29 protein-coding genes and 3 pseudogenes are annotated in these 23608 nt (G+C 22.5%); 14 read left to right on the top strand and 18 right to left on the bottom strand.

Annotation, left to right across the window (positions count from 1 at the left end):
* Window positions 1-4 precede the first annotated feature (4 nt).
* The 7 genes from AAHM96_RS03260 to AAHM96_RS03230 form a co-directional block, all read right to left on the bottom strand.
* Entirely contained in the window at window positions 5-976 is a 972-nt protein-coding gene (locus AAHM96_RS03260; RefSeq protein WP_338977401.1) for a serine/threonine-protein kinase, read from the bottom strand.
* A gap of 84 nt (window positions 977-1060) precedes the next feature.
* The gene (locus tag AAHM96_RS03255; RefSeq protein WP_342273570.1) at window positions 1061-1810 is read right to left on the bottom strand and encodes a PP2C family protein-serine/threonine phosphatase; all 750 of its coding nucleotides are present in this window, start codon (window positions 1808-1810) and stop codon (window positions 1061-1063) included.
* 11 nt (window positions 1811-1821) lie between these two features.
* Window positions 1822-3105 carry a methyltransferase domain-containing protein gene (locus AAHM96_RS03250; protein ID WP_342273569.1) on the bottom strand — a complete coding sequence of 428 codons (1284 nt, stop codon included), beginning with the start codon at window positions 3103-3105 and terminating at the stop codon, window positions 1822-1824.
* 155 nt (window positions 3106-3260) lie between these two features.
* Complete coding sequence (locus tag AAHM96_RS03245) at window positions 3261-3629, bottom strand: SemiSWEET family sugar transporter (protein ID WP_339043132.1); 369 nt, start codon at window positions 3627-3629, stop codon at window positions 3261-3263.
* Between the two features lie 5 nt (window positions 3630-3634).
* Window positions 3635-3982, bottom strand: coding sequence for a SemiSWEET family sugar transporter (locus AAHM96_RS03240; RefSeq protein WP_338975962.1), 348 nt, complete (start codon window positions 3980-3982; stop codon window positions 3635-3637).
* Window positions 3983-4273: 291 nt separating this feature from the next.
* Entirely contained in the window at window positions 4274-4468 is a 195-nt protein-coding gene (locus AAHM96_RS03235; protein WP_425288756.1) for a transposase, read from the bottom strand.
* A protein-coding gene (locus tag AAHM96_RS03230; protein ID WP_342273568.1) for an IS5 family transposase occupies window positions 4428-5217 on the bottom strand; the annotation gives its coding sequence in 2 pieces (ribosomal slippage) (window positions 4428-4955 and window positions 4957-5217; 789 coding nt in all). The genes AAHM96_RS03235 and AAHM96_RS03230 overlap by 41 nt, the downstream gene beginning before the upstream one ends.
* Window positions 5218-5296: 79 nt before the next feature.
* Here AAHM96_RS03230 and AAHM96_RS03225 point away from each other — a divergent pair.
* Window positions 5297-5692, top strand: a pseudogene (locus AAHM96_RS03225) (transposase family protein); the annotation flags it as partial.
* Here AAHM96_RS03225 and AAHM96_RS03220 read toward each other — a convergent pair.
* Entirely contained in the window at window positions 5684-6469 is a 786-nt protein-coding gene (locus AAHM96_RS03220) for a hypothetical protein (protein WP_342273490.1), read from the bottom strand. The pseudogene AAHM96_RS03225 and the gene AAHM96_RS03220 overlap by 9 nt on opposite strands.
* A gap of 70 nt (window positions 6470-6539) precedes the next feature.
* Here AAHM96_RS03220 and AAHM96_RS03215 point away from each other — a divergent pair, with 70 nt between their 5' ends.
* The 3 genes from AAHM96_RS03215 (at window position 6540) to AAHM96_RS03205 (ending at window position 7800) form a co-directional block, all read left to right on the top strand.
* Entirely contained in the window at window positions 6540-6932 is a 393-nt protein-coding gene (locus AAHM96_RS03215; protein ID WP_342272745.1) for a transposase family protein, read from the top strand.
* A 2-nt stretch (window positions 6933-6934) separates the two neighbouring features.
* On the top strand, window positions 6935-7357 hold the full coding sequence (locus tag AAHM96_RS03210) for a transposase family protein (protein WP_342273697.1): 423 nt from the start codon (window positions 6935-6937) through the stop codon (window positions 7355-7357).
* Between the two features lie 101 nt (window positions 7358-7458).
* Window positions 7459-7800 carry a hypothetical protein gene (locus AAHM96_RS03205; RefSeq protein ID WP_342273567.1) on the top strand — a complete coding sequence of 114 codons (342 nt, stop codon included), beginning with the start codon at window positions 7459-7461 and terminating at the stop codon, window positions 7798-7800.
* Here AAHM96_RS03205 and AAHM96_RS08455 read toward each other — a convergent pair.
* Together AAHM96_RS08455 and AAHM96_RS08450 are read right to left on the bottom strand one after the other, a co-directional pair.
* Window positions 7792-8214, bottom strand: coding sequence for a transposase family protein (locus tag AAHM96_RS08455; RefSeq protein ID WP_425288778.1), 423 nt, complete (start codon window positions 8212-8214; stop codon window positions 7792-7794). The two genes, AAHM96_RS03205 and AAHM96_RS08455, sit on opposite strands and share 9 nt — an antisense overlap.
* Before the next feature lie 2 nt (window positions 8215-8216).
* Complete coding sequence (locus AAHM96_RS08450; protein WP_342272745.1) at window positions 8217-8609, bottom strand: transposase family protein; 393 nt, start codon at window positions 8607-8609, stop codon at window positions 8217-8219.
* Window positions 8610-8721: 112 nt separating this feature from the next.
* Here AAHM96_RS08450 and AAHM96_RS03195 point away from each other — a divergent pair, with 112 nt between their 5' ends.
* From AAHM96_RS03195 to AAHM96_RS03165, 7 genes and pseudogenes are all read left to right on the top strand, one after another.
* Complete coding sequence (locus tag AAHM96_RS03195; RefSeq protein WP_342273566.1) at window positions 8722-8994, top strand: hypothetical protein; 273 nt, start codon at window positions 8722-8724, stop codon at window positions 8992-8994.
* Window positions 8995-9014: 20 nt separating this feature from the next.
* On the top strand, window positions 9015-9197 hold the full coding sequence (locus AAHM96_RS03190) for a hypothetical protein (RefSeq protein ID WP_342273565.1): 183 nt from the start codon (window positions 9015-9017) through the stop codon (window positions 9195-9197).
* A 115-nt stretch (window positions 9198-9312) separates the two neighbouring features.
* The gene (locus tag AAHM96_RS03185; protein WP_342273564.1) at window positions 9313-9672 is read left to right on the top strand and encodes a hypothetical protein; all 360 of its coding nucleotides are present in this window, start codon (window positions 9313-9315) and stop codon (window positions 9670-9672) included.
* A 1079-nt stretch (window positions 9673-10751) separates the two neighbouring features.
* A pseudogene (locus AAHM96_RS03180) lies at window positions 10752-11367 on the top strand (IS5 family transposase).
* Window positions 11368-11414: 47 nt separating this feature from the next.
* A complete protein-coding gene (locus tag AAHM96_RS03175) occupies window positions 11415-11807 on the top strand; it encodes a transposase family protein (RefSeq protein ID WP_342273563.1) in 393 nt (130 codons plus the stop codon).
* Between the two features lie 2 nt (window positions 11808-11809).
* Window positions 11810-12232 (top strand): transposase family protein, encoded by a 423-nt coding sequence (locus AAHM96_RS03170; RefSeq protein WP_342273704.1) that lies wholly within the window; start codon window positions 11810-11812, stop codon window positions 12230-12232.
* Window positions 12233-12263: 31 nt separating this feature from the next.
* Window positions 12264-12446: pseudogene (locus tag AAHM96_RS03165) on the top strand (transposase); the annotation flags it as partial.
* On the opposite strand, the gene AAHM96_RS03160 reads toward AAHM96_RS03165, so the two are convergent.
* Both AAHM96_RS03160 and AAHM96_RS03155 read right to left on the bottom strand, forming a co-directional pair.
* A complete protein-coding gene (locus tag AAHM96_RS03160) occupies window positions 12429-12734 on the bottom strand; it encodes a transposase family protein (RefSeq protein WP_342273705.1) in 306 nt (101 codons plus the stop codon). The pseudogene AAHM96_RS03165 and the gene AAHM96_RS03160 overlap by 18 nt on opposite strands.
* Before the next feature lie 2 nt (window positions 12735-12736).
* Window positions 12737-13129 carry a transposase family protein gene (locus tag AAHM96_RS03155; protein WP_342272745.1) on the bottom strand — a complete coding sequence of 131 codons (393 nt, stop codon included), beginning with the start codon at window positions 13127-13129 and terminating at the stop codon, window positions 12737-12739.
* A 405-nt stretch (window positions 13130-13534) separates the two neighbouring features.
* On the opposite strand from AAHM96_RS03155, the gene AAHM96_RS03150 reads away from it, so the two are divergent.
* Window positions 13535-13810, top strand: a complete 276-nt coding sequence (locus AAHM96_RS03150) for a hypothetical protein (RefSeq protein ID WP_342273562.1) — start codon at window positions 13535-13537, stop codon at window positions 13808-13810.
* A gap of 346 nt (window positions 13811-14156) precedes the next feature.
* Here the strand turns inward: AAHM96_RS03150 and AAHM96_RS03145 are convergent, their stop codons facing one another.
* Window positions 14157-15020 (bottom strand): DegV family protein, encoded by an 864-nt coding sequence (locus AAHM96_RS03145; protein WP_342273561.1) that lies wholly within the window; start codon window positions 15018-15020, stop codon window positions 14157-14159.
* A 344-nt stretch (window positions 15021-15364) separates the two neighbouring features.
* Here AAHM96_RS03145 and AAHM96_RS03140 point away from each other — a divergent pair, with 344 nt between their 5' ends.
* Together AAHM96_RS03140 and AAHM96_RS03135 are read left to right on the top strand one after the other, a co-directional pair.
* A complete protein-coding gene (locus AAHM96_RS03140; RefSeq protein WP_342272762.1) occupies window positions 15365-16342 on the top strand; it encodes an IS3 family transposase in 978 nt (325 codons plus the stop codon).
* A 239-nt stretch (window positions 16343-16581) separates the two neighbouring features.
* Window positions 16582-16758, top strand: coding sequence for a hypothetical protein (locus tag AAHM96_RS03135; protein WP_342273560.1), 177 nt, complete (start codon window positions 16582-16584; stop codon window positions 16756-16758).
* A gap of 72 nt (window positions 16759-16830) precedes the next feature.
* On the opposite strand, the gene AAHM96_RS03130 is transcribed toward AAHM96_RS03135, so the two are convergent.
* The 5 genes from AAHM96_RS03130 to AAHM96_RS03110 form a co-directional block, all read right to left on the bottom strand.
* The gene (locus AAHM96_RS03130; protein ID WP_342273559.1) at window positions 16831-17073 is read right to left on the bottom strand and encodes a hypothetical protein; all 243 of its coding nucleotides are present in this window, start codon (window positions 17071-17073) and stop codon (window positions 16831-16833) included.
* A gap of 116 nt (window positions 17074-17189) precedes the next feature.
* Window positions 17190-20747, bottom strand: a complete 3558-nt coding sequence (locus AAHM96_RS03125; RefSeq protein ID WP_342273558.1) for an ABC transporter permease — start codon at window positions 20745-20747, stop codon at window positions 17190-17192.
* A 2-nt stretch (window positions 20748-20749) separates the two neighbouring features.
* The gene (gene rnc, locus AAHM96_RS03120) at window positions 20750-21469 is read right to left on the bottom strand and encodes a ribonuclease III (protein ID WP_342273557.1); all 720 of its coding nucleotides are present in this window, start codon (window positions 21467-21469) and stop codon (window positions 20750-20752) included.
* Window positions 21470-21497: 28 nt separating this feature from the next.
* Window positions 21498-22526 carry a phosphate acyltransferase PlsX gene (plsX, locus tag AAHM96_RS03115; RefSeq protein ID WP_342273556.1) on the bottom strand — a complete coding sequence of 343 codons (1029 nt, stop codon included), beginning with the start codon at window positions 22524-22526 and terminating at the stop codon, window positions 21498-21500.
* Between the two features lie 305 nt (window positions 22527-22831).
* Window positions 22832-23428: a DDE-type integrase/transposase/recombinase gene (locus AAHM96_RS03110; RefSeq protein ID WP_342273555.1), complete on the bottom strand. Its 597-nt coding sequence runs from the start codon at window positions 23426-23428 to the stop codon at window positions 22832-22834.
* Window positions 23429-23608: the final 180 nt, after the last annotated feature.

Raw genomic sequence — 23608 nt, 5'->3', positions numbered from 1 at the left:
CCAATTAATATAAAATTAATATGCTTATAATAACACCAATAAGTAATAATATAATTAAAATTAAAGATGATAAAAATTCTTTTTTTAAATAAAATGGTTTTTTTAATTTTTGTGAATTTAAGTAATTTTTCTTAAATAACATATTATTTTTATTTTCCATTTTTAAACAACAATCTAAATCATTACTCAATTCACTAATTGTCCGATAGCGATCATTAATATCCTTAGCAGTTGCCTTCAAAATAATATTTTCTAAACTTTGTGGAATATTTTTATTAATTTCATGAATTAATGGCATTGGTTCTTTAATATGTTTGGCCGCTAATATTTGTGGATTTTTATGAAAAAAAGGTGGTTTACCAACTAATAATTCATATAATATAATACCTAAAGCATAAATATCACTTTGAATTGTTGGTTTTTGAAATTTTACTACTTCTGGAGCAATATATTTCATTGTTCCTACAACTTGATTAGCGTGTTTTTTAACTTCATAATCATCAATAACAGCAATACCAAAGTCTAAAACTTTAATTGCTCCACTACTAGTTAAAATAATATTTTCGGGTTTTAAATCACGATGAATAATATTGACTGCATGACACGCATTAACCCCTTTTAAAATTTCTTTCATAATAACTATAACTTCATTAACTGATAAAACTGAATAATTACTTAAATATTCTTTTAATGTTTTACCTTCTAATAATTCAAAAACTAAGCATCAATCTTTCTTATCAATAAAAACATCATATACCAAAATAACATTGGGATGTCTAACTCTAGATACTGCTCTAATTTCTTGCAAAAATCGTTCTTTTATTAAGTCATCTAGTGGTGAAATTGGATTAATTACTTTTAAAGCAACTTGCCGATTTAAATATTTATCTTGTGCTTCATAAACTTTAGCCATACCACCCGAACCAATAATTTTTAAAATATGATAACGATTATTCAATAATTTATTTATTTCCATTAGTTTCACCATTACTTTTAAATTTATTTTTTAAAAATTACTAACTTATTTATAATTTATATTTTACACAAAAATGTCAAAAGACTAAAATTTTATTTCCATTAATAATACAGTAACATTATCAGTTGAAACATTAAGTAATGCTTGCTTAATTAATAACTTAACTTTGTTATTAATATTTCCATTTTTTTCTAAAATATTAACTATTTCATATTCTTCTAAAAAATCATGAACACCATCACTAGTTAAAAGAAAATATGATGGAATTATTAAGGGTAAATGAAAAATATCGGTTTTTAATGGCTTACGTGGACCAAGAGCACTAGTTAATGCCTTTCAATAAGTGTGATTTAAATCAACACTTAATTCTTTAGTTGTGTTTTTTTGTAAATATAGATTTAAAATATTATGATCAACTGTTAACTGTTTTAATCCTTGTTCACTATATTGATAAATACGTGAATCACCAATATTTACTAAATAAGCTTTGTTATTAGTAATTAAAATTATTACCATAGTTGTTCCCATATCAAGCGCTTGTTCATTACTTAAACTAAAATTATTCATTTCAATTTGAATAATATCTATCTTTTCTTGTAATCATGCATGAATTTGTTTATCATGTTTTAATTTAGTAAAATCTGTTGTTTCAAAAAATTTTTTTAACATACTAACAGCCATATTACTGGCCACTTCACCACATTTATGACCACCCAAACCATCACAAACAACACCAATAACTTGTCCCATATTATTTGTTAAATATAAAACGGCATCTTGATTATTTGTACGATAATTACCAACATCTGTTTTATAACTAGCATTTATTTTCATAAACTGACCCCCTATATTCCTTTTTTTAATTTACAAATATAAAATCCATCAGTATTGTTATTAAAACCAAAAAATTGTTTTTCTGTAATGATTGTCATATCTGCGTGATTTTTAACAAACTTCTCAATTTGATTTTGATTTTCTTTAATATTGAAAGTACAAGTAACATACACAATTATCGCTTCGGGTTTTAAAAGTTGATAAGCCTTATTTAATAATTTTGCTTGAACAGTAATTAAGTGATTAATTTCTTCTTTACTTCAATTGATAAGTTTAACTTCTGGTTTTCTTTTAATTAAACCTCAAGCAGTACTAGGAGCATCAATTAAAATTTTGTCAAACTTATTATTAAAATCCAATATTGTAGAATCACCATATTTAAGTTCAGTATTTGTTACGCCTAATTTTTTTAAATAAGTAGCACCAATTTTTAATCGTTCTTCATTGATATCACAAGCAACTATCTTACCGTGATTAGACATTAAAGCTGCCATATGAGCTGTTTTACTAGCAATTCCTGCACACATATCTAATACTTCATCATATGGTTGTGGATCTAAAAAATGACTAACTAACATACTTGCTTGGTCTTGTTTAATAATTTCACCATTTTCATATAATTTTGTGTTAAAAATTGACTTTGAACTAATAATACCATCAGATACTATCTCGCTTAAACAAAAGTTAAAAGATTTATAATTTTCATTGTTTAACACTTTATTAACAGTAGTTTTTAATGTATTAACTCTAAAACTAATTAATGGCATTCTTAAGTTATCTTTTATCAATTGATTTGCAATATTAATACTAAATTGTGATTTTATTAAAGAATATAATCAACTAGGATAACTATATTTAATTAATTTAATATTTTGTTTACTTTCTTTTTGTAAGTTAAATTCTGATCTAAATTCAGTAAAACATAAATCTAATACTTTAGAAATAATAAATGTTAGTTTATTATCAATGGTGCTTACTTTTTTTAAAGTATTTTCAATGAAAATTTCTTTATTAGTAATTTCTAAAAAATAGATTTCATATAAAACTATTCATAATAAAATAGTTATGTGAAAAGGAATAGTAATTACTGATTTGAAAACATTTCATATTTGATTTAATATATAATCTAAATAAATTTGATTTTTTAAAGTTCCTAGTACTATCTTTTCAATTGCTTCTTTTTCTGATAATGTTAGATTTTTATCTCGCATCATTTGTGCTAATAAAACATTACAATGACCTTTTTCTAGGATTACTTGTACTAGAATTTTATAAACATCATTTTGAATTATCATTATTTAACCCCACAAAATTTTTAATTATACATATATTATAACTTAAATTATTATTTTTAATTTTGATAAGTATTTTACTATTATAACTATTAAAAAATGCATCATTACAATGCATTTTTAGTAATAAATTATTATTTTTAATAAAAAATAAACTATTAAAAGTTGCTCTTTATATTTACTTTACCTTTTCATTTTTTACAAACTTCACAATATTTATACATATTATTAATTTTAATACCAAGAATAATTCCTGATCATATTGCACAAGGTGTATTAGCACAAATTATAACTAAATCTTTCATTAAAATTGTTGATTCAGATCCGCCATGATATGATAAATGAATAATGCCCCATAATACTCATAAACTGTTAGCTGTTGTATAAAGAATAAATGTAAGTAAAGAAATACCATCTGTTTTTTTAGTTTTTATTGTTTTTAAAGATTGTGGACAAAATGCTATAACAGCAATAAGTGCTCCAATAATCCCTATTATAGTAATAATTCATCATTCAGTATTTGCCATTATTTTTATTCCTCCAAAGTTCTAGCATTTTCGCCCAACGTTTTCATATTTTTTACTTTAACATAAATAATACAATTAGTTGCAGTCATTGTTACTGTATACGGTATTATTAAGGTAGAACCTCAAATTGCAATTTCAAGAGTATCAGCACCTTCTGGTCACATTACTGGTAATGTTACTGAAAGTATTCCAAATATCAAGAAAAAAAGATTAGCAATATTATAAATTATATAAGTTGATAAGATTATATGTTTAGTTTCCTTAGTTTTTATTGTTTTTATTGCTTGTGGAATAAATGTTATAATAGATAATATTCCGGTTAAATAACCTATAATTCCAATAAAAGTTTGCATTTTCATCCTCCATTAAATTTTAAAAATATTTTAGTAGTTTTTTTAAAACTATTAATATATTTATTTCTTGTTTTATTAAAAACAACATTATTTTACTTTTAATCATTTAAAATAGAAAGTGTTTAATTAATATTTTTTCAAATAAATCTAAAAAAATTAAAAATAATTTATAATAAAAAAATAAAAAACCACTAAAATAGTAAAAATTTATTTAAAATAAAATAATAAATTTAAAAAATATTAGTTAAAAATTAAATAAAATTTTAATTTTACAATAGACTTGGTGCAAAACTAAGGTAATTCAAAATTATATATTCCTGCTATTAAATTAAATCTTAATGCAAATCTTCGTATTTTATTGCGATATTTTAAAGTTAAAATTTTAAAACGTTTTAGTTTAGCAAATACGTGTTCAATTTTAATTCTAATTTTGCTTAGAACCTGTTTAAAATCTTTTCAATAAAATTGAAATAAAGGCAAGAACAACCATTTGTAAGCTAGTATTTAATTTTTTTTCACAATTTTTTCATAATCTTCTGCATTTTTCTAATCATGCAAAACTTCGTTCTACAACTCATCTTTTTGGTAATACTACAAAAGAATGTAATTCATTACGTTTTATAACTTCAACATTTGCATTTATAATTGTTTTAATTTTAGAAGCAAATTTTTCACCAGTATAACCAGCATCTACTAGTATTTTTTGAACTGCAGAAAGATTCTCTTTTTTATTTTCAATCATTATTATAGCACTATTACGATCTGTTTTTTCTGCTGTGGTTATGTAAATTGCATGTGGTAAACCTTGAGAATCAACAGCAATATGACGCTTTATTCCTGAAATCTTTTTACCAGCATCATAACCTTTATTTTTAGTAGTATCTGTATTTTTAACACTTTGTGAATCAATTATACAAAAACTAGTTTGTTCTTTTCTACCATTATTGATACGAAATGCCTTGACTAATTTTTTTTAAAACTAATTGTAATACACTAGGTTCTTTATCATTATTTTTACTTCAAGCTTGAAAATAATAATATACAATTTGTCATTTTGGAAAATTTTTTGGTAACATTCTTCACTGGCAACCACTTTTTAATACATATAAAACTGCACAAAATACTTCATATAAATCTAAACTTCTTGGTTTAGTTCTCTTTTTAGTATTTTCTAAAATTGATTTTATATTTTCAAATTGCTCTTTGCTAACATTACTAGGATAATTTTTATACATATATACCTCTTATTTTAAAATATATAATCATTTTATCCTATTCTCTAAAAGATTTTAAACAGGTTCTAAAAACAAACATCATACTCTTAAATCGCAAATAATTATTGATATTTTAAATGGAAAAATTATTTCAACCGCTTTTTGTTTTGGAAGCATTCATGATTTTAAATTACTTTTAAAATCTAAAACTTTTATTCATCTAGAAAAACAAGTTTTTGTTGATTCAGGTTATCAAGGAATACAAAATATTCATAAAAATACATTTTTGCCATTTAAAAAAAGTAAATACAATAAATTAATACCAATTCAAAAAGAATACAATAAAACTTTAAGCAAAATTAGAATTAAAATTGAACACGTATTTGCTAAACTAAAACGTTTTAAAATTTTAACTTTAAAATATCGCAATAAAATACGAAGATTTGCATTAAGATTTAATTTAATAGCAGGAATATATAATTTTGAATTACCTTAGTTTTGCACCAAGTCTAATATAATCTTTATCATTACCAGTCATAGTAGCACTTGTTGATGTAATATTACTAAATGTTGCTTTACCTTTTTCATAACCATTATTACCAGCATTTATTATTGCAGTTTCTAATTCATCATTAGTTGGTGTATCACCAGCCATAGTTATTTTTCCTAAATTTTTAAAATAAATTAAATCATTTAAACTAATTCTAAAATCATCAAAATCAGCAATTTTAAATGTTACTGGTGATTTTTCTCTTTCTGCTGGAGTTAATTTAATTCAATTAGTTCAACAACGTTTTTGTGCTTCTTTAATTTCATAAGCAGTTGGCATTTTTTCCATAATAATAAATGATAATCAACCACGAATTGCTGTTGTTATACCATAAAGTGCTTTACCTAATGTTTTTTGATTTAATGTATTATTATCAATTAAATTAACAATTTTTTGAAAACTATTAGGTTGTGCAAATGCATTTCTATGTACAAAAACTCCTAATACTTTTTTTAAATCAAATGTTTTTTCTAAATGTAAACCAGTTTTAGTATCTTTAACCATATCTTTATTTAAAAACATATGTTTATATAAAAACATACCAAATACTGATTGTTTATATAATTGGCCACTTGCTACAGTATCTGCTGCAATTTGACCATAATTTAATCTTAAATATGCTTTTGTTAATTGTAACATTGGAGTAAATCCTAATGCACCAATAAAATCACTTACATTTGTACCAATTTCAGTTTCAGTTATATTTCCTAATAATTCATTCATTAGACTTGGTGCAAAACCTTTAATTTTAATAATTTAACGGTTATTATTAATATCAAAGGTGATAATTATTATGTTAAAAAAATACAAAGATGAACAAGAATTTTATAGTTTAGTGGGAATAAAACTACAAACATTTCAAAAAATGGTTGAAATTTTAAAAAAAGCTGAAGCAATTAAAAAAGCAGTTGGTGGTAAACCTAATAAATTATCAATAGAAAATCGTTTATTAATGACATTAGAATACTGAAAAGAGTATAGTAGTTATAGAGTTATTGCAAAAAGATATAATATTAGTCATACTAGCTGCATTCGTAATATTTTTTGAATTGAAAATACTTTAATAAAAAGTGGAATTTTTAATTTATCTGGCAAAAAAGATTTAATCAAAAATAAAGGAATCAATAATACTTTACTAGCTATTGATGCTACTGAAACTCCAATTGAAAGAATTAAAAAAAACTAAAATTACTTTTTTCGGGTAAAAACAAACATCATACTCTTAAATCGCAAATAATTATTGATATTTTAAATGGAAAAATTATTTCAACCGCTTTTTGTTTTGGAAGCATTCATGATTTTAAATTACTTTTAAAATCTAAAACTTTTATTCATCTAGAAAAACAAGTTTTTGTTGATTCAGGTTATCAAGGAATACAAAATATTCATAAAAATACATTTTTGCCATTTAAAAAAAGTAAATACAATAAATTAATACCAATTCAAAAAGAATACAATAAAACTTTAAGCAAAATTAGAATTAAAATTGAACACGTATTTGCTAAACTAAAACGTTTTAAAATTTTAACTTTAAAATATCGCAATAAAATACGAAGATTTGCATTAAGATTTAATTTAATAGCAGAAATATATAATTTTGAATTACCTTAGTTTTGCACCAAGTCTATTAAATCAAAAAACATTAGGTAAAGCACTTTATGGTATAACAACAGCAATTCGTGGTTGATTATCATTTATTATTATGGAAAAAAATGCCAACTGCTTATGAAATTAAAGAAGCACAAAAACGTTGTTGAACTAATTGAATTAAATTAACTCCAGCAGAAAGAGAAAAATCACCAGTAACATTTAAAATTGCTGATTTTGATGATTTTAGAATTAGTTTAAATGATTTAATTTATTTTAAAAATTTAGGAAAAATAACTATGGCTGGTGATACACCAACTAATGATGAATTAGAAACTGCAATAATAAATGCTGGTAATAATGGTTATGAAAAAGGTAAAGCAACATTTAGTAATATTACATCAACAAGTGCTACTATGACTGGTAATGATAAAGATTATATTAGACTTGGTGCAAAACTAAGGTAATTCAAAATTATATATTCCTGCTATTAAATTAAATCTTAATGCAAATCTTCGTATTTTATTGCGATATTTTAAAGTTAAAATTTTAAAACGTTTTAGTTTAGCAAATACGTGTTCAATTTTAATTCTAATTTTGCTTAAATTTTTATTGTATTCTTTTTGAATTGGTATTAATTTATTGTATTTACTTTTTTTAAATGGCAAAAATGTATTTTTATGAATATTTTGTATTCCTTGATAACCTGAATCAACAAAAACTTGTTTTTCTAGATGAATAAAAGTTTTAGATTTTAAAAGTAATTTAAAATCATGAATGCTTCCAAAACAAAAAGCGGTTGAAATAATTTTTCCATTTAAAATATCAATAATTATTTGCGATTTAAGAGTATGATGTTTGTTTTTACCCGAAAAAAGTAATTTTAGTTTTTTTTAATTCTTTCAATTGGAGTTTCAGTAGCATCAATAGCTAGTAAAGTATTATTGATTCCTTTATTTTTGATTAAATCTTTTTTGCCAGATAAATTAAAAATTCCACTTTTTATTAAAGTATTTTCAATTCAAAAAATATTACGAATGCAGCTAGTATGACTAATATTATATCTTTTTGCAATAACTCTATAACTACTATACTCTTTTCAGTATTCTAATGTCATTAATAAACGATTTTCTATTGATAATTTATTAGGTTTACCACCAACTGCTTTTTTAATTGCTTCAGCTTTTTTTAAAATTTCAACCATTTTTTGAAATGTTTGTAGTTTTATTCCCACTAAACTATAAAATTCTTGTTCATCTTTGTATTTTTTTAACATAATAATTATCACCTTTGATATTAATAATAACCGTTAAATTATTAAAATTAAAGGTTTTGCACCAAGTCTAATAAAAGAAATTAAAAATGAATTTAAAAATAAGGAGTAAATTATGAATTTATGAGACTTTTTAAAATATAGTGATAAATATAATGTTTTTAAAATATTTACTGAAGATAAAGAAATATATTTTTCATGAAATGGTGGAAGTAGTGAATTAGATGATGACCGTATTTTACTAGGTTATGAATTAGCAGACTGAAAAGTTTTATCATATAAACAATATCCAAATGAAATTATGGTATTTATTAAATTAGATAATCAATTAATGCAAAATTATAATCATTTTCCAGATTATTTCCAGATACAAAAAAAGAAAGATTAAATTATAATAAGGAGTAAATAATGACTAAACGTGAATTTTTAATTAAATGAAAAATTGATAAAGATAAAAATATTAAATTAGATTTTGAAAATGATTTAATTTATGAAAATATAGCATTATCTAGTTCATTTAATGAAAATTTTATAAATGAAATAATTGAATTATTAAATGATTATAAAAATATTGAATGAGATAATAATTAAATTATTTATAATTAATAATTATTTATGATATAAAAATAATATAAACTTAATATAAGTTTTTAACTCATTACTTTATTTCAAAGTAAATGAGTTTTTATTTTGAAAGGAAGATTTTATGAATAATTTACAATCACGAATTAAAGAATTAGAAAAAGAGATTGAAATAAAAAATGGAATGATTCACTTTATTGAGAAAAAAAATAATATTGAAATTAATAAAAAAAATCCAGACAGTAAATTTATAAAATTTTATAATCATGAAATTGAAAAATATCAAAAAGAAATTTGTGAAATTTATAATGAACTTTATAAGTTATGAGAAGAAGAAAATAAATCTAATTTAAATATTTCATACCAAGTACATGAAGATAAATCAAGTCTACTATTGCAAGAACAAATATTAAATATAAATAATGAAGAAAATTTACTAAATACAGATAATTATTCTAATCATAATCATTGTATTATTTTATAAATAAAAAAAGTTACCTTAATTGGTAACTTTTTAATTAGGTGCCAACCTAACAACAATATAAGTTTGAGAACTTTTTTATTTCATATACTTACTTATGTAAGTACTATAATTATACATTATTTAAGATTGTGAGGAAATATTATTTTGATTAGATTTTCTTTTAAGTTTAAAAATGGATTTTAATTTTGGAAATTTTTTAATTATTTTTAGAATTATTGGAATAAAGTAAAAACATAATAACTCAATACATCCAAAAATAATAAATATGTAATAAACACTTTTTATATTTAAATTATTAGCAAAAAAATAAAAAAGTAAAGGACATATAAGAAAAAAAGTTAAACTAGTATATATATAGTTTTTAAAATTCTTATTATCACAAAAACGAATAAATAATTTGTATGGTACAAACATTATAAATAAAAATGTTAGAGATATTGCAATTGAAATTGTGTAAGGAGAATTTATAAAATCATTTCATCATGGTCAAAATTCATTACGATTTAAAAAATACATTTTTATTCACTTCCTAAAATTTAATTATATTTTTATTTTACCAAATTATCTTGCATTTAAAACTACTTTATTAATATTAGATTTAATATTTGATATATATCTATATGCTCAACTTTTATCTGGTTCTCTTTGTGCAGAATTGGTATATTCTATTTTACCTAAATTACCTTGTAAATAAATAATTCAATTTAATTTTTCAGAGTTATTAACTATGCTAAACACTATAGGATAATCATTATTTATTTTTTGTTCATAAGAATTATAACTCTTCTTAATTTTTAAATCAAATTCGTAATTACAGAAAGAATATGAAGTAAAAATATTATATTTGCTAAAACTTTTATAATAAGCATTTGCAAAATAATCATTAACTTCATTAGGAACAATTGTACCAAACTTACTAAAAAATTCAGATTCTGGAAAATTGCCTTTATTTATTTTTAAATCTTTTAAATCAATAGTTATACTTGTAGCTTTTACTTCTTTTGAAGGATTAAGAACCTGTTTAAAATCTTTTAGAGAATAGGATAAAATGATTATATATTTTAAAATAAGAGGTATATATGTGTAAAAATTATCCTAGTAATGTTAGCAAAGAGCAATTTGAAAATATAAAATCAATTTTAGAAAATACTAAAAAGAGAACTAAACCAAGAAGTTTAGATTTATATGAAGTATTTTGTGCAGTTTTATATGTATTAAAAAGTGGTTGCCAGTGAAGAATGTTACCAAAAAATTTTCCAAAATGACAAATTGTATATTATTATTTTCAAGCTTGAAGTAAAAATAATGATAAAGAACCTAGTGTATTACAATTAGTTTTAAAAAAAATTAGTCAAGGCATTTCGTATCAATAATGGTAGAAAAGAACAAACTAGTTTTTGTATAATTGATTCACAAAGTCTTAAAAATACAGATACTACTAAAAATAAAGGTTATGATGCTGGTAAAAAGATTTCAGGAATAAAGCGTCATATTGCTGTTGATTCTCAAGGTTTACCACATGCAATTTACATAACCACAGCAGAAAAAACAGATCGTAATAGTGCTATAATAATGATTGAAAATAAAAAAGAGAATCTTTCTGCAGTTCAAAAAATACTAGTAGATGCTGGTTATACTGGTGAAAAATTTGCTTCTAAAATTAAAACAATTATAGACTTGGTGCAAAACCTTTAATTTTAATAATTTAACGGTTATTATTAATATCAAAGGTGATAATTATTATGTTAAAAAAATACAAAGATGAACAAGAATTTTATAGTTTAGTGGGAATAAAACTACAAACATTTCAAAAAATGGTTGAAATTTTAAAAAAAGCTGAAGCAATTAAAAAAGCAGTTGGTGGTAAACCTAATAAATTATCAATAGAAAATCGTTTATTAATGACATTAGAATACTGAAAAGAGTATAGTAGTTATAGAGTTATTGCAAAAAGATATAATATTAGTCATACTAGCTGCATTCGTAATATTTTTTGAATTGAAAATACTTTAATAAGAAGTGGAATTTTTAATTTATCTGGCAAAAAAGATTTAATCAAAAATAAAGGAATCAATAATACTTTACTAGCTATTGATGCTACTGAAACTCCAATTGAAAGAATTAAAAAAAACTAAAATTACTTTTTTCGGGTAAAAACAAACATCATACTCTTAAATCGCAAATAATTATTGATATTTTAAATGGAAAAATTATTTCAACCGCTTTTTGTTTTGGAAGCATTCATGATTTTAAATTACTTTTAAAATCTAAAACTTTTATTCATCTAGAAAAACAAGTTTTTGTTGATTCAGGTTATCAAGGAATACAAAATATTCATAAAAATACATTTTTGCCATTTAAAAAAAGTAAATACAATAAATTAATACCAATTCAAAAAGAATACAATAAAACTTTAAGCAAAATTAGAATTAAAATTGAACACGTATTTGCTAAACTAAAACGTTTTAAAATTTTAACTTTAAAATATCGCAATAAAATACGAAGATTTGCATTAAGATTTAATTTAATAGCAGGAATATATAATTTTGAATTACCTTAGTTTTGCACCAAGTCTTATAAATGCAAATGTTGAAGTTATAAAACGTAATGAATTACATTCTTTTGTAGTATTACCAAAAAGATGAGTTGTAGAACGAAGTTTTGCATGATTAGAAAAATGCAGAAGATTATGAAAAAATTGTGAAAAAAAATTAAATACTAGCTTACAAATGGTTGTTCTTGCCTTTATTTCAATTTTATTGAAAAGATTTTAAACAGGTTCTTAAAGTTTTATTGTATTCTTTTTGAATTGGTATTAATTTATTGTATTTACTTTTTTTAAATGGCAAAAATGTATTTTTATGAATATTTTGTATTCCTTGATAACCTGAATCAACAAAAACTTGTTTTTCTAGATGAATAAAAGTTTTAGATTTTAAAAGTAATTTAAAATCATGAATGCTTCCAAAACAAAAAGCGGTTGAAATAATTTTTCCATTTAAAATATCAATAATTATTTGCGATTTAAGAGTATGATGTTTGTTTTTACCCGAAAAAAGTAATTTTAGTTTTTTTTAATTCTTTCAATTGGAGTTTCAGTAGCATCAATAGCTAGTAAAGTATTATTGATTCCTTTATTTTTGATTAAATCTTTTTTGCCAGATAAATTAAAAATTCCACTTTTTATTAAAGTATTTTCAATTCAAAAAATATTACGAATGCAGCTAGTATGACTAATATTATATCTTTTTGCAATAACTCTATAACTACTATACTCTTTTCAGTATTCTAATGTCATTAATAAACGATTTTCTATTGATAATTTATTAGGTTTACCACCAACTGCTTTTTTAATTGCTTCAGCTTTTTTTAAAATTTCAACCATTTTTTGAAATGTTTGTAGTTTTATTCCCACTAAACTATAAAATTCTTGTTCATCTTTGTATTTTTTTAACATAATAATTATCACCTTTGATATTAATAATAACCGTTAAATTATTAAAATTAAAGGTTTTGCACCAAGTCTAATAAATATAAAATTATGAAATAAATTCGCCTTTTTATAAAAAAGTGATTTTTTTATTGTATATTCATTTTTTTAATTATAGACTTAAATTAAGATTTACTTAGAATTCAAAAATAAACAATAAATAATAATTTTTCAATTAAAACTATATTCTATAAAAAATAATTTGTTATCAATTTATGTTATTAACAATATTTTTAATATTGTCATAAATTTAACTTATCATTTTATTTTTTATAAATTTACAAACTAATTTAATGTTCTTACACCATTTCGTATTTTTTTAAAATCCTAAATATTATAAATATAATCTATGTTCTAAGTAAATCTTAAATTATGGGAATATATAAAAAAGTATTGGAGTTAAAAATGAAAAAAAATAATTTTATTTATGCGAGATATGATAAAGAAGATAACTGTTTAGGTGTTTATGACACTATGGAAGAAGCAATATTAAAAGTTTACCACATTGATAAAACTAATAAAAAACGCTATTATCAAGCCTATAATAATATTTGTCGTTCTTATCAAAAATATAAAAATAATTTTGGAAATGTTGTTTGTTATGAAGGTTTTTGATTTAAAATACCACTAAATGAAAATCGCTATTAAAATTAAAAAAATAAAATAGTTATACTATGAAATGGTTAAGGATACTTAATAAAAATATTTTTTAATTTTATAGTTAAAGCTCAATAAATTAAAAAACCATTACTTTGATTTATAGATATTTATTTTATTAAATTTTTTCAATTATTTCTTTAGTTTAAAAATTTAACTATTAATAAGAATTTAAATCATAATATTTAATATTTTATTATTTATAATTTGAAAAAAATCTGAATGTTAGTAAACTAAATTAACCTTTACTAACATTCTTTTTTAGATTTAAATTTTTTTATATATTTTTCTAAAAAAACAGCATACTTAATCAATCTTTTATAAAACTACTTTTTTATTAGACTTCTTTTACTCATTGATTAGGTACTACTGAAAAACCAATAGTATTATTACCAGTATGTGTTTTTAAAATATTACATAATGGTTCAACTTTATATTTGGTAAATCCTCTATTTTTTACTTTTTTAATTGCTTCATCAATAATATCTTTTCTACATCAACCATCAATAATATATATTGTTTCTTTAGTAACATCTTTAATTTTAGTAATAATATCTAACATTTCTTCCATAGCTTTACTTAAAGTTCTAACTCTACCAATATTATCAATTGTTTCTTTACATCTTAAAATTGGTTTAAAACGTAAAAAATTACCAATTCTTGCTTTACTCATTGGTAATCTACCACCACGAGCTAAAAATTTTAAATCATTAGGAGCAATATAAGATTCATAAGTTTTGCGGAATTTATTTAAAATTTCTAAAATTTCAGGAATTTTTTTTCCATTTTTAACAAGAGTAAAAGCAATTAAAACCATAAATTTTAAAGGTATTGAAGCAGCACCTGTTTCTAAAATATGGACTTTATTTTTATATTTTTCTTCTTTTTGTAAAACTTGCGAACTTGCATATTGTCCTGAAGCATTATTAGCAATTGGTAAAAATAAAATTTGATCATATTTACTCAAAGCATTATCTCAATATTGTTCAATTTTACCACGACTAGTTTGACTAGTTTTTAAAATATAGTGTTCATCAATCATCTTTTTACGAATTGTTTCACTATCAATATCAATATTATTATCATCATAAGCATTTTCTCCTTCAATAATATTTAAAGGAATAATTATTATTTCAGGATATTTTTTCATATCTTCAAGGGTAAAACCAGTAGCTGAATCACTTACAATTCCAATTTTCATTTTGTTTGCTCCTAACCTTTTATACTAATAAATTATAGTAAAATTATAACAAATTTATTTTACTATATATCGTTTTAATTTGAAAAAATATAAAGTGACTATAAACTTATTAGTAGTAAAAATAAAAATAGTCTTAATTATTGAGTAATTAAGACTATTTTTTAATTAGTTTTAAGTTAAATAAATAATACGATCAGCAATAATTTCTGTATAGGCCACTTGCCACTTGCCACTTGCCACTTAGCCCTTTTTACTAGACCATTAATTTAAAAAACCTGAATGTATTCTAAAAACAATTGTGTTATATAATTAACACTAATTTTAACCTGAAAGGATTTTTATTAATGGATAAAATTAAACAAATAGCATTAGTAATTAACAAATTAAATATCAAAGAAAAAATTAAAATTATTGATGATTGTAAAAATCAATATTCAATTAGAAACCTATGTCAATATCTTCAATTAAACAGATCAACATATTACTTTTTAAAAAATAAACAAAAACCTATTAAAAAAGAAGAAAATCATATTATTAAATGCAATCATAAATATCAAAAAATATGCCAACTTTTAATCGAATTTCATTCTACAAGAAAAGGCAGAATTTATGGATATTTAAGAATTTTTTCAGCTTTTAAAGAGTGATTAAAACAAGAAAAAAATATCATTTTAAATATAGAATTATCAATAAAACAAATGCGAAAAATTATGAAAGAACACAATATTCAAGGATTAAAACAAACTAAAAATAACTATCCTAAAAACAAAAAAAATCCAAATAAGTGAATACCTACAATGGATAAAGTAAACAAAGATTATAAAAGTACAACCTCTTCAAATCAAATTTGATCAATGGACACTAAACAAATAAATACTAAAGAAGGATGATTATATCTTTTTGTAATTATTGATTTTTATTCAAATAATGTTGTTAGTTATAATATTGCTCCTAATAAATCATATCAGGATTTAATTCTTCCTGCTCTTGAAAAAATCAACAAACAATTTTCTTGAAATCAAATAAAAAATGTTATTTTACATTCAGATAACGCCAACGAATTTTATTGTCACGATATCACAAAATGAGCAGAGGATAAACAAATAATTTTAAGCAAAAAACAACCTTATGATATTGGTGGTAATGTATTATCTGAAAACTGATTTTCTCATTTATCTCAAGAATGACTACCTAAAGGATCAAATCAATATTTATCCATCAATGAAGCTATAAATGATGTAAATCAATATGTTATGTTTTATAATTATGAAAGAATACATTCTAAATTTCTAAAACCACCAATTTTACAAATTAAAATTTAGAATTTTATATCAAAAATGGTCCAGTAATTAAGGGCCAACCACCGCTCCTAATAAATCATATCAGGATTTAATTCTTCCTGCTCTTGAAAAAATCAACAAACAATTTTCTTGAAATCAAATAAAAAATGTTATTTTACATTCAGATAACGCCAACGAATTTTATTGTCACGATATCACAAAATGAGCAGAGGATAAACAAATAATTTTAAGCAAAAAACAACCTTATGATATTGGTGGTAATGTATTATCTGAAAACTGATTTTCTCATTTATCTCAAGAATGACTACCTAGGATCAAATCAATATTTATCCATCAATGAAGCTATAAATGATGTAAATCAATATGTTATGTTTTATAATTATGAAAGAATACATTCTAAATTTCTAAAACCACCAATTTTACAAATTAAAATTTAGAATTTTATATCAAAAATGGTCCAGTAATTAAGGGCCAACCACCATAATATGACATATTTTCCAATCATAATCCTAAATGTGTCTTATAATAATTATATTCTTTTTCAAAACTATTTTTTCAATTGGTAATTCATTTAATTCTTGAAAATTAGTATTTTGACTAATATCATTTAAATATTGATTTTCTACATATTGATCAGAAAATTGAATGCTTAAAAAAGTTATAATCATAATCATAACTAAAAAGCCTAACCCTAAAACTTGAATAATATTTTTTCTTTGTTCACGCAAATAATTGAAAAATATTTTTACCATATTCCACTAACCCCAGTTGATACTTCAAGTTAATTTTATCAATTTAAAAATATTTTTTAAAATTAAAACATTTTAATGTGTAATTTTTTATTTTAAGCAGTAAACCAGATTATATATTATTTAGTTAATGTCATTAATTGTTTATTATTAACGTTTAACTTTCAAGTAATAATGTATGAGACTAAATAAATTAAAATATTTATACTAATCATCAATGCAAAATATCATCAACGAAAAACAATAGGAAATGCGATTTTTGCAAAAGTTGCTAATAAATTAGAAAGTACCATTACTAAAGAAGGAACAATAAAAACAGCAACCAAACTACTCATTACCAATGTAGGTATTATTACCAGAAAGAAATTATAAGAAACTTCTAATGCAGTATAACCTAAACTTCGTAAAATATTAATTAATATTAAATTATCACGAACACTAATATTAGTAACAATAACAATAATCATTAGTGATAATGTAACACTAAAAATACCAAAAAATGAAATTATTATTTGTAAACTATATTGATTATTCTTCATAATACTACGTAAATTACTAATATCATACAGCGATGATAATGAAGTACTAATACCTTTACTTTCCAAATATCCTGAGTGTGAAATTTGTGCTAAATCAATATTATAATCATTTTTATTACTAATAATTGGTAAGTAATGTTTAAACTCATTATCAGTAAATTTGCTTAATTTACTATTAGCAAAATTATTTTCTAATAAATCACTTTTACTACCAAATAAAATCTCATTAAGTCAAAGTTTGGGCATTACTATTATTTTTGGATCTAATTTATTAATATAATCATAAGCAACACCAATTATATATTTTGTTTGATTATCTAATCCTTTATACCTATAAATAACACTATTATTAAGTTGTTCTCCACCATTATAAACATTAACAACCGAAGGTAAAGCAGAAGTAGCCATTGGAATAAATTGAACAGGACTACTATCTGGATTTTTAATTCCTAATTTTTGAATTAAATGATTACGAATATTAATAAATTGTTTATCTTGCCAATTATTAGAAACTTCCATATCAGTTAAATTTAATTTACTAAAAGTAGAGAAATCACTTATACTAAAATTTAGAGATAAAAAATCACTTAAACTATCATCAATACCATAAGCAGTTCTTGGTGCACTTCAATTTTTAAAAGATTCTTTTGATAAGGTTTGTGTATCATTATCAAAAACAGCACCACGCTGATTAGGAAGTAACAGATTAGCCTTATCAAGTTCTAATTGTGTGTATGGTACTTCATACTGTTCATCATAAGGAATTAAACCAAAACTTATCAATAAATCAGTATTGTTTTTACCATTATTATTGGTTAAATAATTAAATAATATTTTATTTTTTTCTAAAAAATTCTTAATTATTGATGGAATGTTTGATGGATTAGCATCAATTCATTGTTTTATTTTTAATAATTCACTACCCATAATATAACGATTTTGAACATTAATCACAATTGATTTATTAGGATTAAGAGGATCAAATTTTTTAATTGCCGCTAATAATTCTGGATATAATGAAATTTTACTTTTAATATTATCAACACTATTAAATTGATACATTAATTTATTTTCGTTATTAATAAAGTTAGTTTTAATATTATCATCAAATTGATAACCATTTTGATAATTAAAATTAGTTCCCGCAAATTGTGAACCTAACATATTATTAACTAAACCACTAGCAGCAAGCGCAAAGAATACTAATGTTGCAGCAAAAATACTAGTAAAACACATAATTAATGTTTTACCAAAACTACGTAGTGAAGTAGTAACGGCCAACTTATTACGATAACTAAATCTACCAATCACATATCTTGCAATAAAAGTAAAAGTTGAACTAATATTTATTTTATATTTTTGTTTTGAAATATTATTAGTAATTAAATCTAAGGGTTTATTTTTTAATAAGAATAATACCATTAAAAAACTAATGAAAGTTAAACTAATGATTGGAATAACAAGTAATAAAATAGCAGTAACAATATTAAAATACCAACCATAACTAATTAAGGCAACAGTACTAATATTAGTAATATAAATTAAATAATGCGCAACTGGAATCGAAATTAAAAAACCAATAATAGCAAAAATAAATAAAGGAGCAATAATTGAAATTACTAATGATATACTTAATTGTCAACTTTTATATCCTGTTGCTTTTAAAATTCCAATTAATTTTTTATTACGATCAATCATTTTAAAAGTAATAATAAAAATAATAATAGTAGTCACAATAAAAATTAAAATTAAAAATAAACTAGAAATCTCTTCAATAACATTAATTCTATTATTAATGGAACTAAAAGATCATTCTTGCATACTAGTATAAAATCTAGGATTATTGATATTTAAAGGTGAAACTATTTTATTATATTCAATACCATTATTATAATATTTTGTACTTGCTATATCAGTAGGTGTTTTATAAGTTGCATGAAGATAATTATAAATTCATTCATTATTTATTTGTGAATCAATATTTTTAGCCAAATCAGGATTAATACCTAAAAAAAAATCATCAATATTACTGCTAAATGCCTTTAAATCAGATTCAACTTTGTGCATCGTATTACCATTAGTAAAAGCAACAGTATTATTTTTTAAATCAAGTGAATTACCAAAATAACGACCAACAAATGCTGCTAATGAGCTTGTAGCATAACCACGAATAATAAACGTTTGTCCAGCAATTACATAATTTTGACCAATATGTAAATTATTTAGTTCAGCAAAATGTTTGTAAATTAAAATTTCATTATCTTGTAATGGTTTTTCTGTTAAACTTGGGCCACCATCTTTGACAATAATTGCTTTATTAACAATATATTCAAGTCCTGTTTCAATAAAAGCAAAATTTTTACTAGTAATTAATAAATCACGGACCATAACAGCATGTTGTCATTCAATATCTTTATATAACATTCCCATTGACATTATTTCATATAACTTAGCTTCATTTTTAATATCTATTTCACTATAGTTTCGATTAGCATATGGATACTCAGTTTTTCCTTTAAAATTATCATTATAAAACTGTAAAGCAGCTTCACTAGTAATCATAAAATTTGTTGCATTTTCTGGATGTAATGGATCATATAGATATTGATTTAGAATATTAGCATATTGTTCTATCGTTGCTTTATGAGTATCATAAGATGGATAATTAATAGGAATATTAATTTTAAAATCAATATATTTATGGCTAGTATCATTAAAAAGACTATCACCAATAGCAAAATATTCTTTACTATTAGCGAGTCCTCCATAAAAAGTAAAACGATATATATCAGGTCTAGTAGCATCTGGTATTGTTAACTGAAAAGTAGCTTTTGCCATCTTTTCTTTATCAATAGTATTATCTTTTTGATAATAATTAATATTATTTAAATAAGAACCATTTTTATCTTTTTCATTATATTTTCCATCAAAATTAACATATTCCACTGGTGAAAAAAATGTATATTGGTTAAATTCATTATGAGCAATATCGTTAACATATTGTTCAAATAAATAATTATTAGAAAAATTTAATGATAAAAAGGCAATAATCATAATCATTACTAAAAAACCTAAACCAAACATTTGTAATAAATTGTTTTTTTGTTCACGAATATAATTACGTAATAATTTAAACATGATTATCCCTTCTTATGATCACTTATTAATAAATTAGATTTTGACAGTTTTGCTAAAGCTGACTTTGCTGCTTCTTGCTCAGCTTTCTTTTTATTTGTTCCTACTCCTTTCCCCATTAGTATTTTATTATCTAAATACACATGAACAATAAAATAAGTAATATTATCTTTTTTAATTTGTTCCATAGTTTTATAATTAATAGGATCTCTTTTTTCTGCCTGTACTAATTCTTGTAATTTAGTTTTATAATCAATAATTGTTTCTAACTGATTAGTTTTAATTAATTCAAATAAAGTTAAATCTAAGATTTTTTTAACGGCACTATTTCCTAAATCAAGATATACTGCAGCAAGAAATGATTCAAAAACATCTGATAAAATACTTTCGCGTTGTTGCCCACCTGTATTTTTTTCACCATTTCCCAAAAATAAATAATCTTGTAATCCTAGAGCAATTGCCACTGCTGCCAATGTTTCTTGTCTAACTGCTTTACTACGTAAACTTGTTAATTGTCCCTCATCTTTATTTGGAAATAAGTGCCAAATGTAAGTTGAAATATTTTCCCCTAAAATCGAATCACCCAAAAATTCTAATCGCTCATATGAATAATCTAAATTATGTTCGTTTGAAAAAGAACTATGAGTAAACGCTTCACGATAATTACGATTAGATTTAATTTTTTCTAAAATACTCGATTTTAAAATATGTTCAATATTAATCATATTTTTCTCCTTAATACTTATTTATAAATTATAATTCTTGAATTTGTTTAGCTATTTTATTAGTAACATCTTGCTCAATAGCACGAATTAAAAGTTTTAAAGTACTATAATAAGATTTTTTATCACTAGATCCATGTGCTTTAAAAGCAATGCCATTAATACCTATTAATTGAGCACCACCTGTATTCTTATAATCAAAAGTCTTTTTAATATTTTTAAAAATACCAATTGACATTAAACCTAAAAATTTAGTTCATAAATTTTTTTTATAACCATTTTTAATTAATGTAAATAATAATGATGCCATGCCTTCAACTGATTTTAAAACAATATTACCTGAATAACCATCACAAATAATAATATCAACATCACCACTTAAAACATTTCGTGGTTCAATATTACCGTGAAAATTTAAAAAACTTAACTTTTCATTTTTTTGTGTTAATTGTTTTAGTTTAGCATATGTTGCTTTAGTTACTTCTGGACCTTTGCTTTCTTCAATGCCAATATTTAATAAACCAATTTTAGGACGTGAAATATTTTGAATAGTTTGACAATAAATATGACCCATTAATGCAAAATTAATTAATTCATCAACAGTGTTTTCAATATTTGCTCCAACATCCAATAATACTACTTGTCGATCTTTTATTAAAGTAGGCATAATTGGCATGAATGCCGGACGTTTAATGCCTTTGATTTCGCCTAATAAAAAATGACAAGCACCAAGATAGGCAGCAGTTGAACCCGAAGTTAGAATCCCATCTGCTTTTTTATTTTTAAATAACTGAATGGCTTGATTCATAGAAGAATCAGTCATTCTAATACCAGCGAGTGGACCATCATTCATAGTTATTACTTGGGTTGTTGCTAGTATTGTTATTCTTGATGATAATGGCTTATTTTTTAATAAAATCTGCAAGTTTCCATTAATTTGTTTTTCATCACCAACTAAACAAATTTCAACGTTTTTGAATTCTTTAATAACTTCTAACGCTGCAGCAATAGCGGGCAAACTACCATGGTCTGAACCCATTACATCAAAAGCAATTTTCATAGTTCCTCCTAAAAACAAAAAATAATTTAAGAAACCTTAAATAATATTATATTATATTATTGATAGTTTAATTATACGTTAATTTTTTTAATTCCTTAAGATTAACAATCCAACTAATACTGCATTTATTTATTTTAAATATCAATATTTCATTATTTGCTAGTAAAAAGTTAAAAAACAATTTATCTCTAATTATTTTGATATTGATTTTCTAAATAATTGTTTTTATTTACACCAGTTTTTTTTAAAGACCAAAACCCTTTTATTTATTTTATTAATAAAAAAAAAATTTAAAAGCAAAAAAACTAATATAAATATAAAAATATCTTATCATAATTATAAAACATAACATATTGATTTACATCATTTATAGCTTCATTGATGGATAAATATTGATTTGATCCTTTAGGTAGTCATTCTTGAGATAAATGAGAAAATCAGTTTTCAGATAATACATTACCACCAATATCATAAGGTTGTTTTTTGCTTAAAATTATTTGTTTATCCTCTGCTCATTTTGTGATATCTTGACAATAAAATTCGTTGGCGTTATCTGAATGTAAAATAACATTTTTTACTTGATTTCAAGAAAATTGTTTGTTGATTTTTTCAAGAGCAGGAAGAATTAAATCCTGATATGATTTATTAGGAGCAATATTATAACTAACAACATTATTTGAATAAAAATCAATAATTACAAAAAGATATAATCATCCTTCTTTAGTATTTATTTGTTTAGTGTCCATTGATCAAATTTGATTTGAAGAGGTTGTACTTTTATAATCTTTGTTTACTTTATCCATTGTAGGTATTCACTTATTTGGATTTTTTTTGTTTTTAGGATAGTTATTTTTAGTTTGTTTTAATCCTTGAATATTGTGTTCTTTCATAATTTTTCGCATTTGTTTTATTGATAATTCTATATTTAAAATGATATTTTTTTCTTGTTTTAATCACTCTTTAAAAGCTGAAAAAATTCTTAAATATCCATAAATTCTGCCTTTTCTTGTAGAATGAAATTCGATTAAAAGTTGGCATATTTTTTGATATTTATGATTGCATTTAATAATATGATTTTCTTC

Source organism: Spiroplasma endosymbiont of Acasis viretata (genome assembly GCF_964031275.1).
In the GTDB taxonomy this organism is placed as follows: Bacteria; Bacillota_I; Bacilli_A; order Mycoplasmatales; family VBWQ01; genus Spiroplasma_E; species Spiroplasma_E ixodetis_A.
Note: the sequence above shows the minus strand (reverse complement) of the source record. Positions and strands in the feature narration are given on the sequence as shown.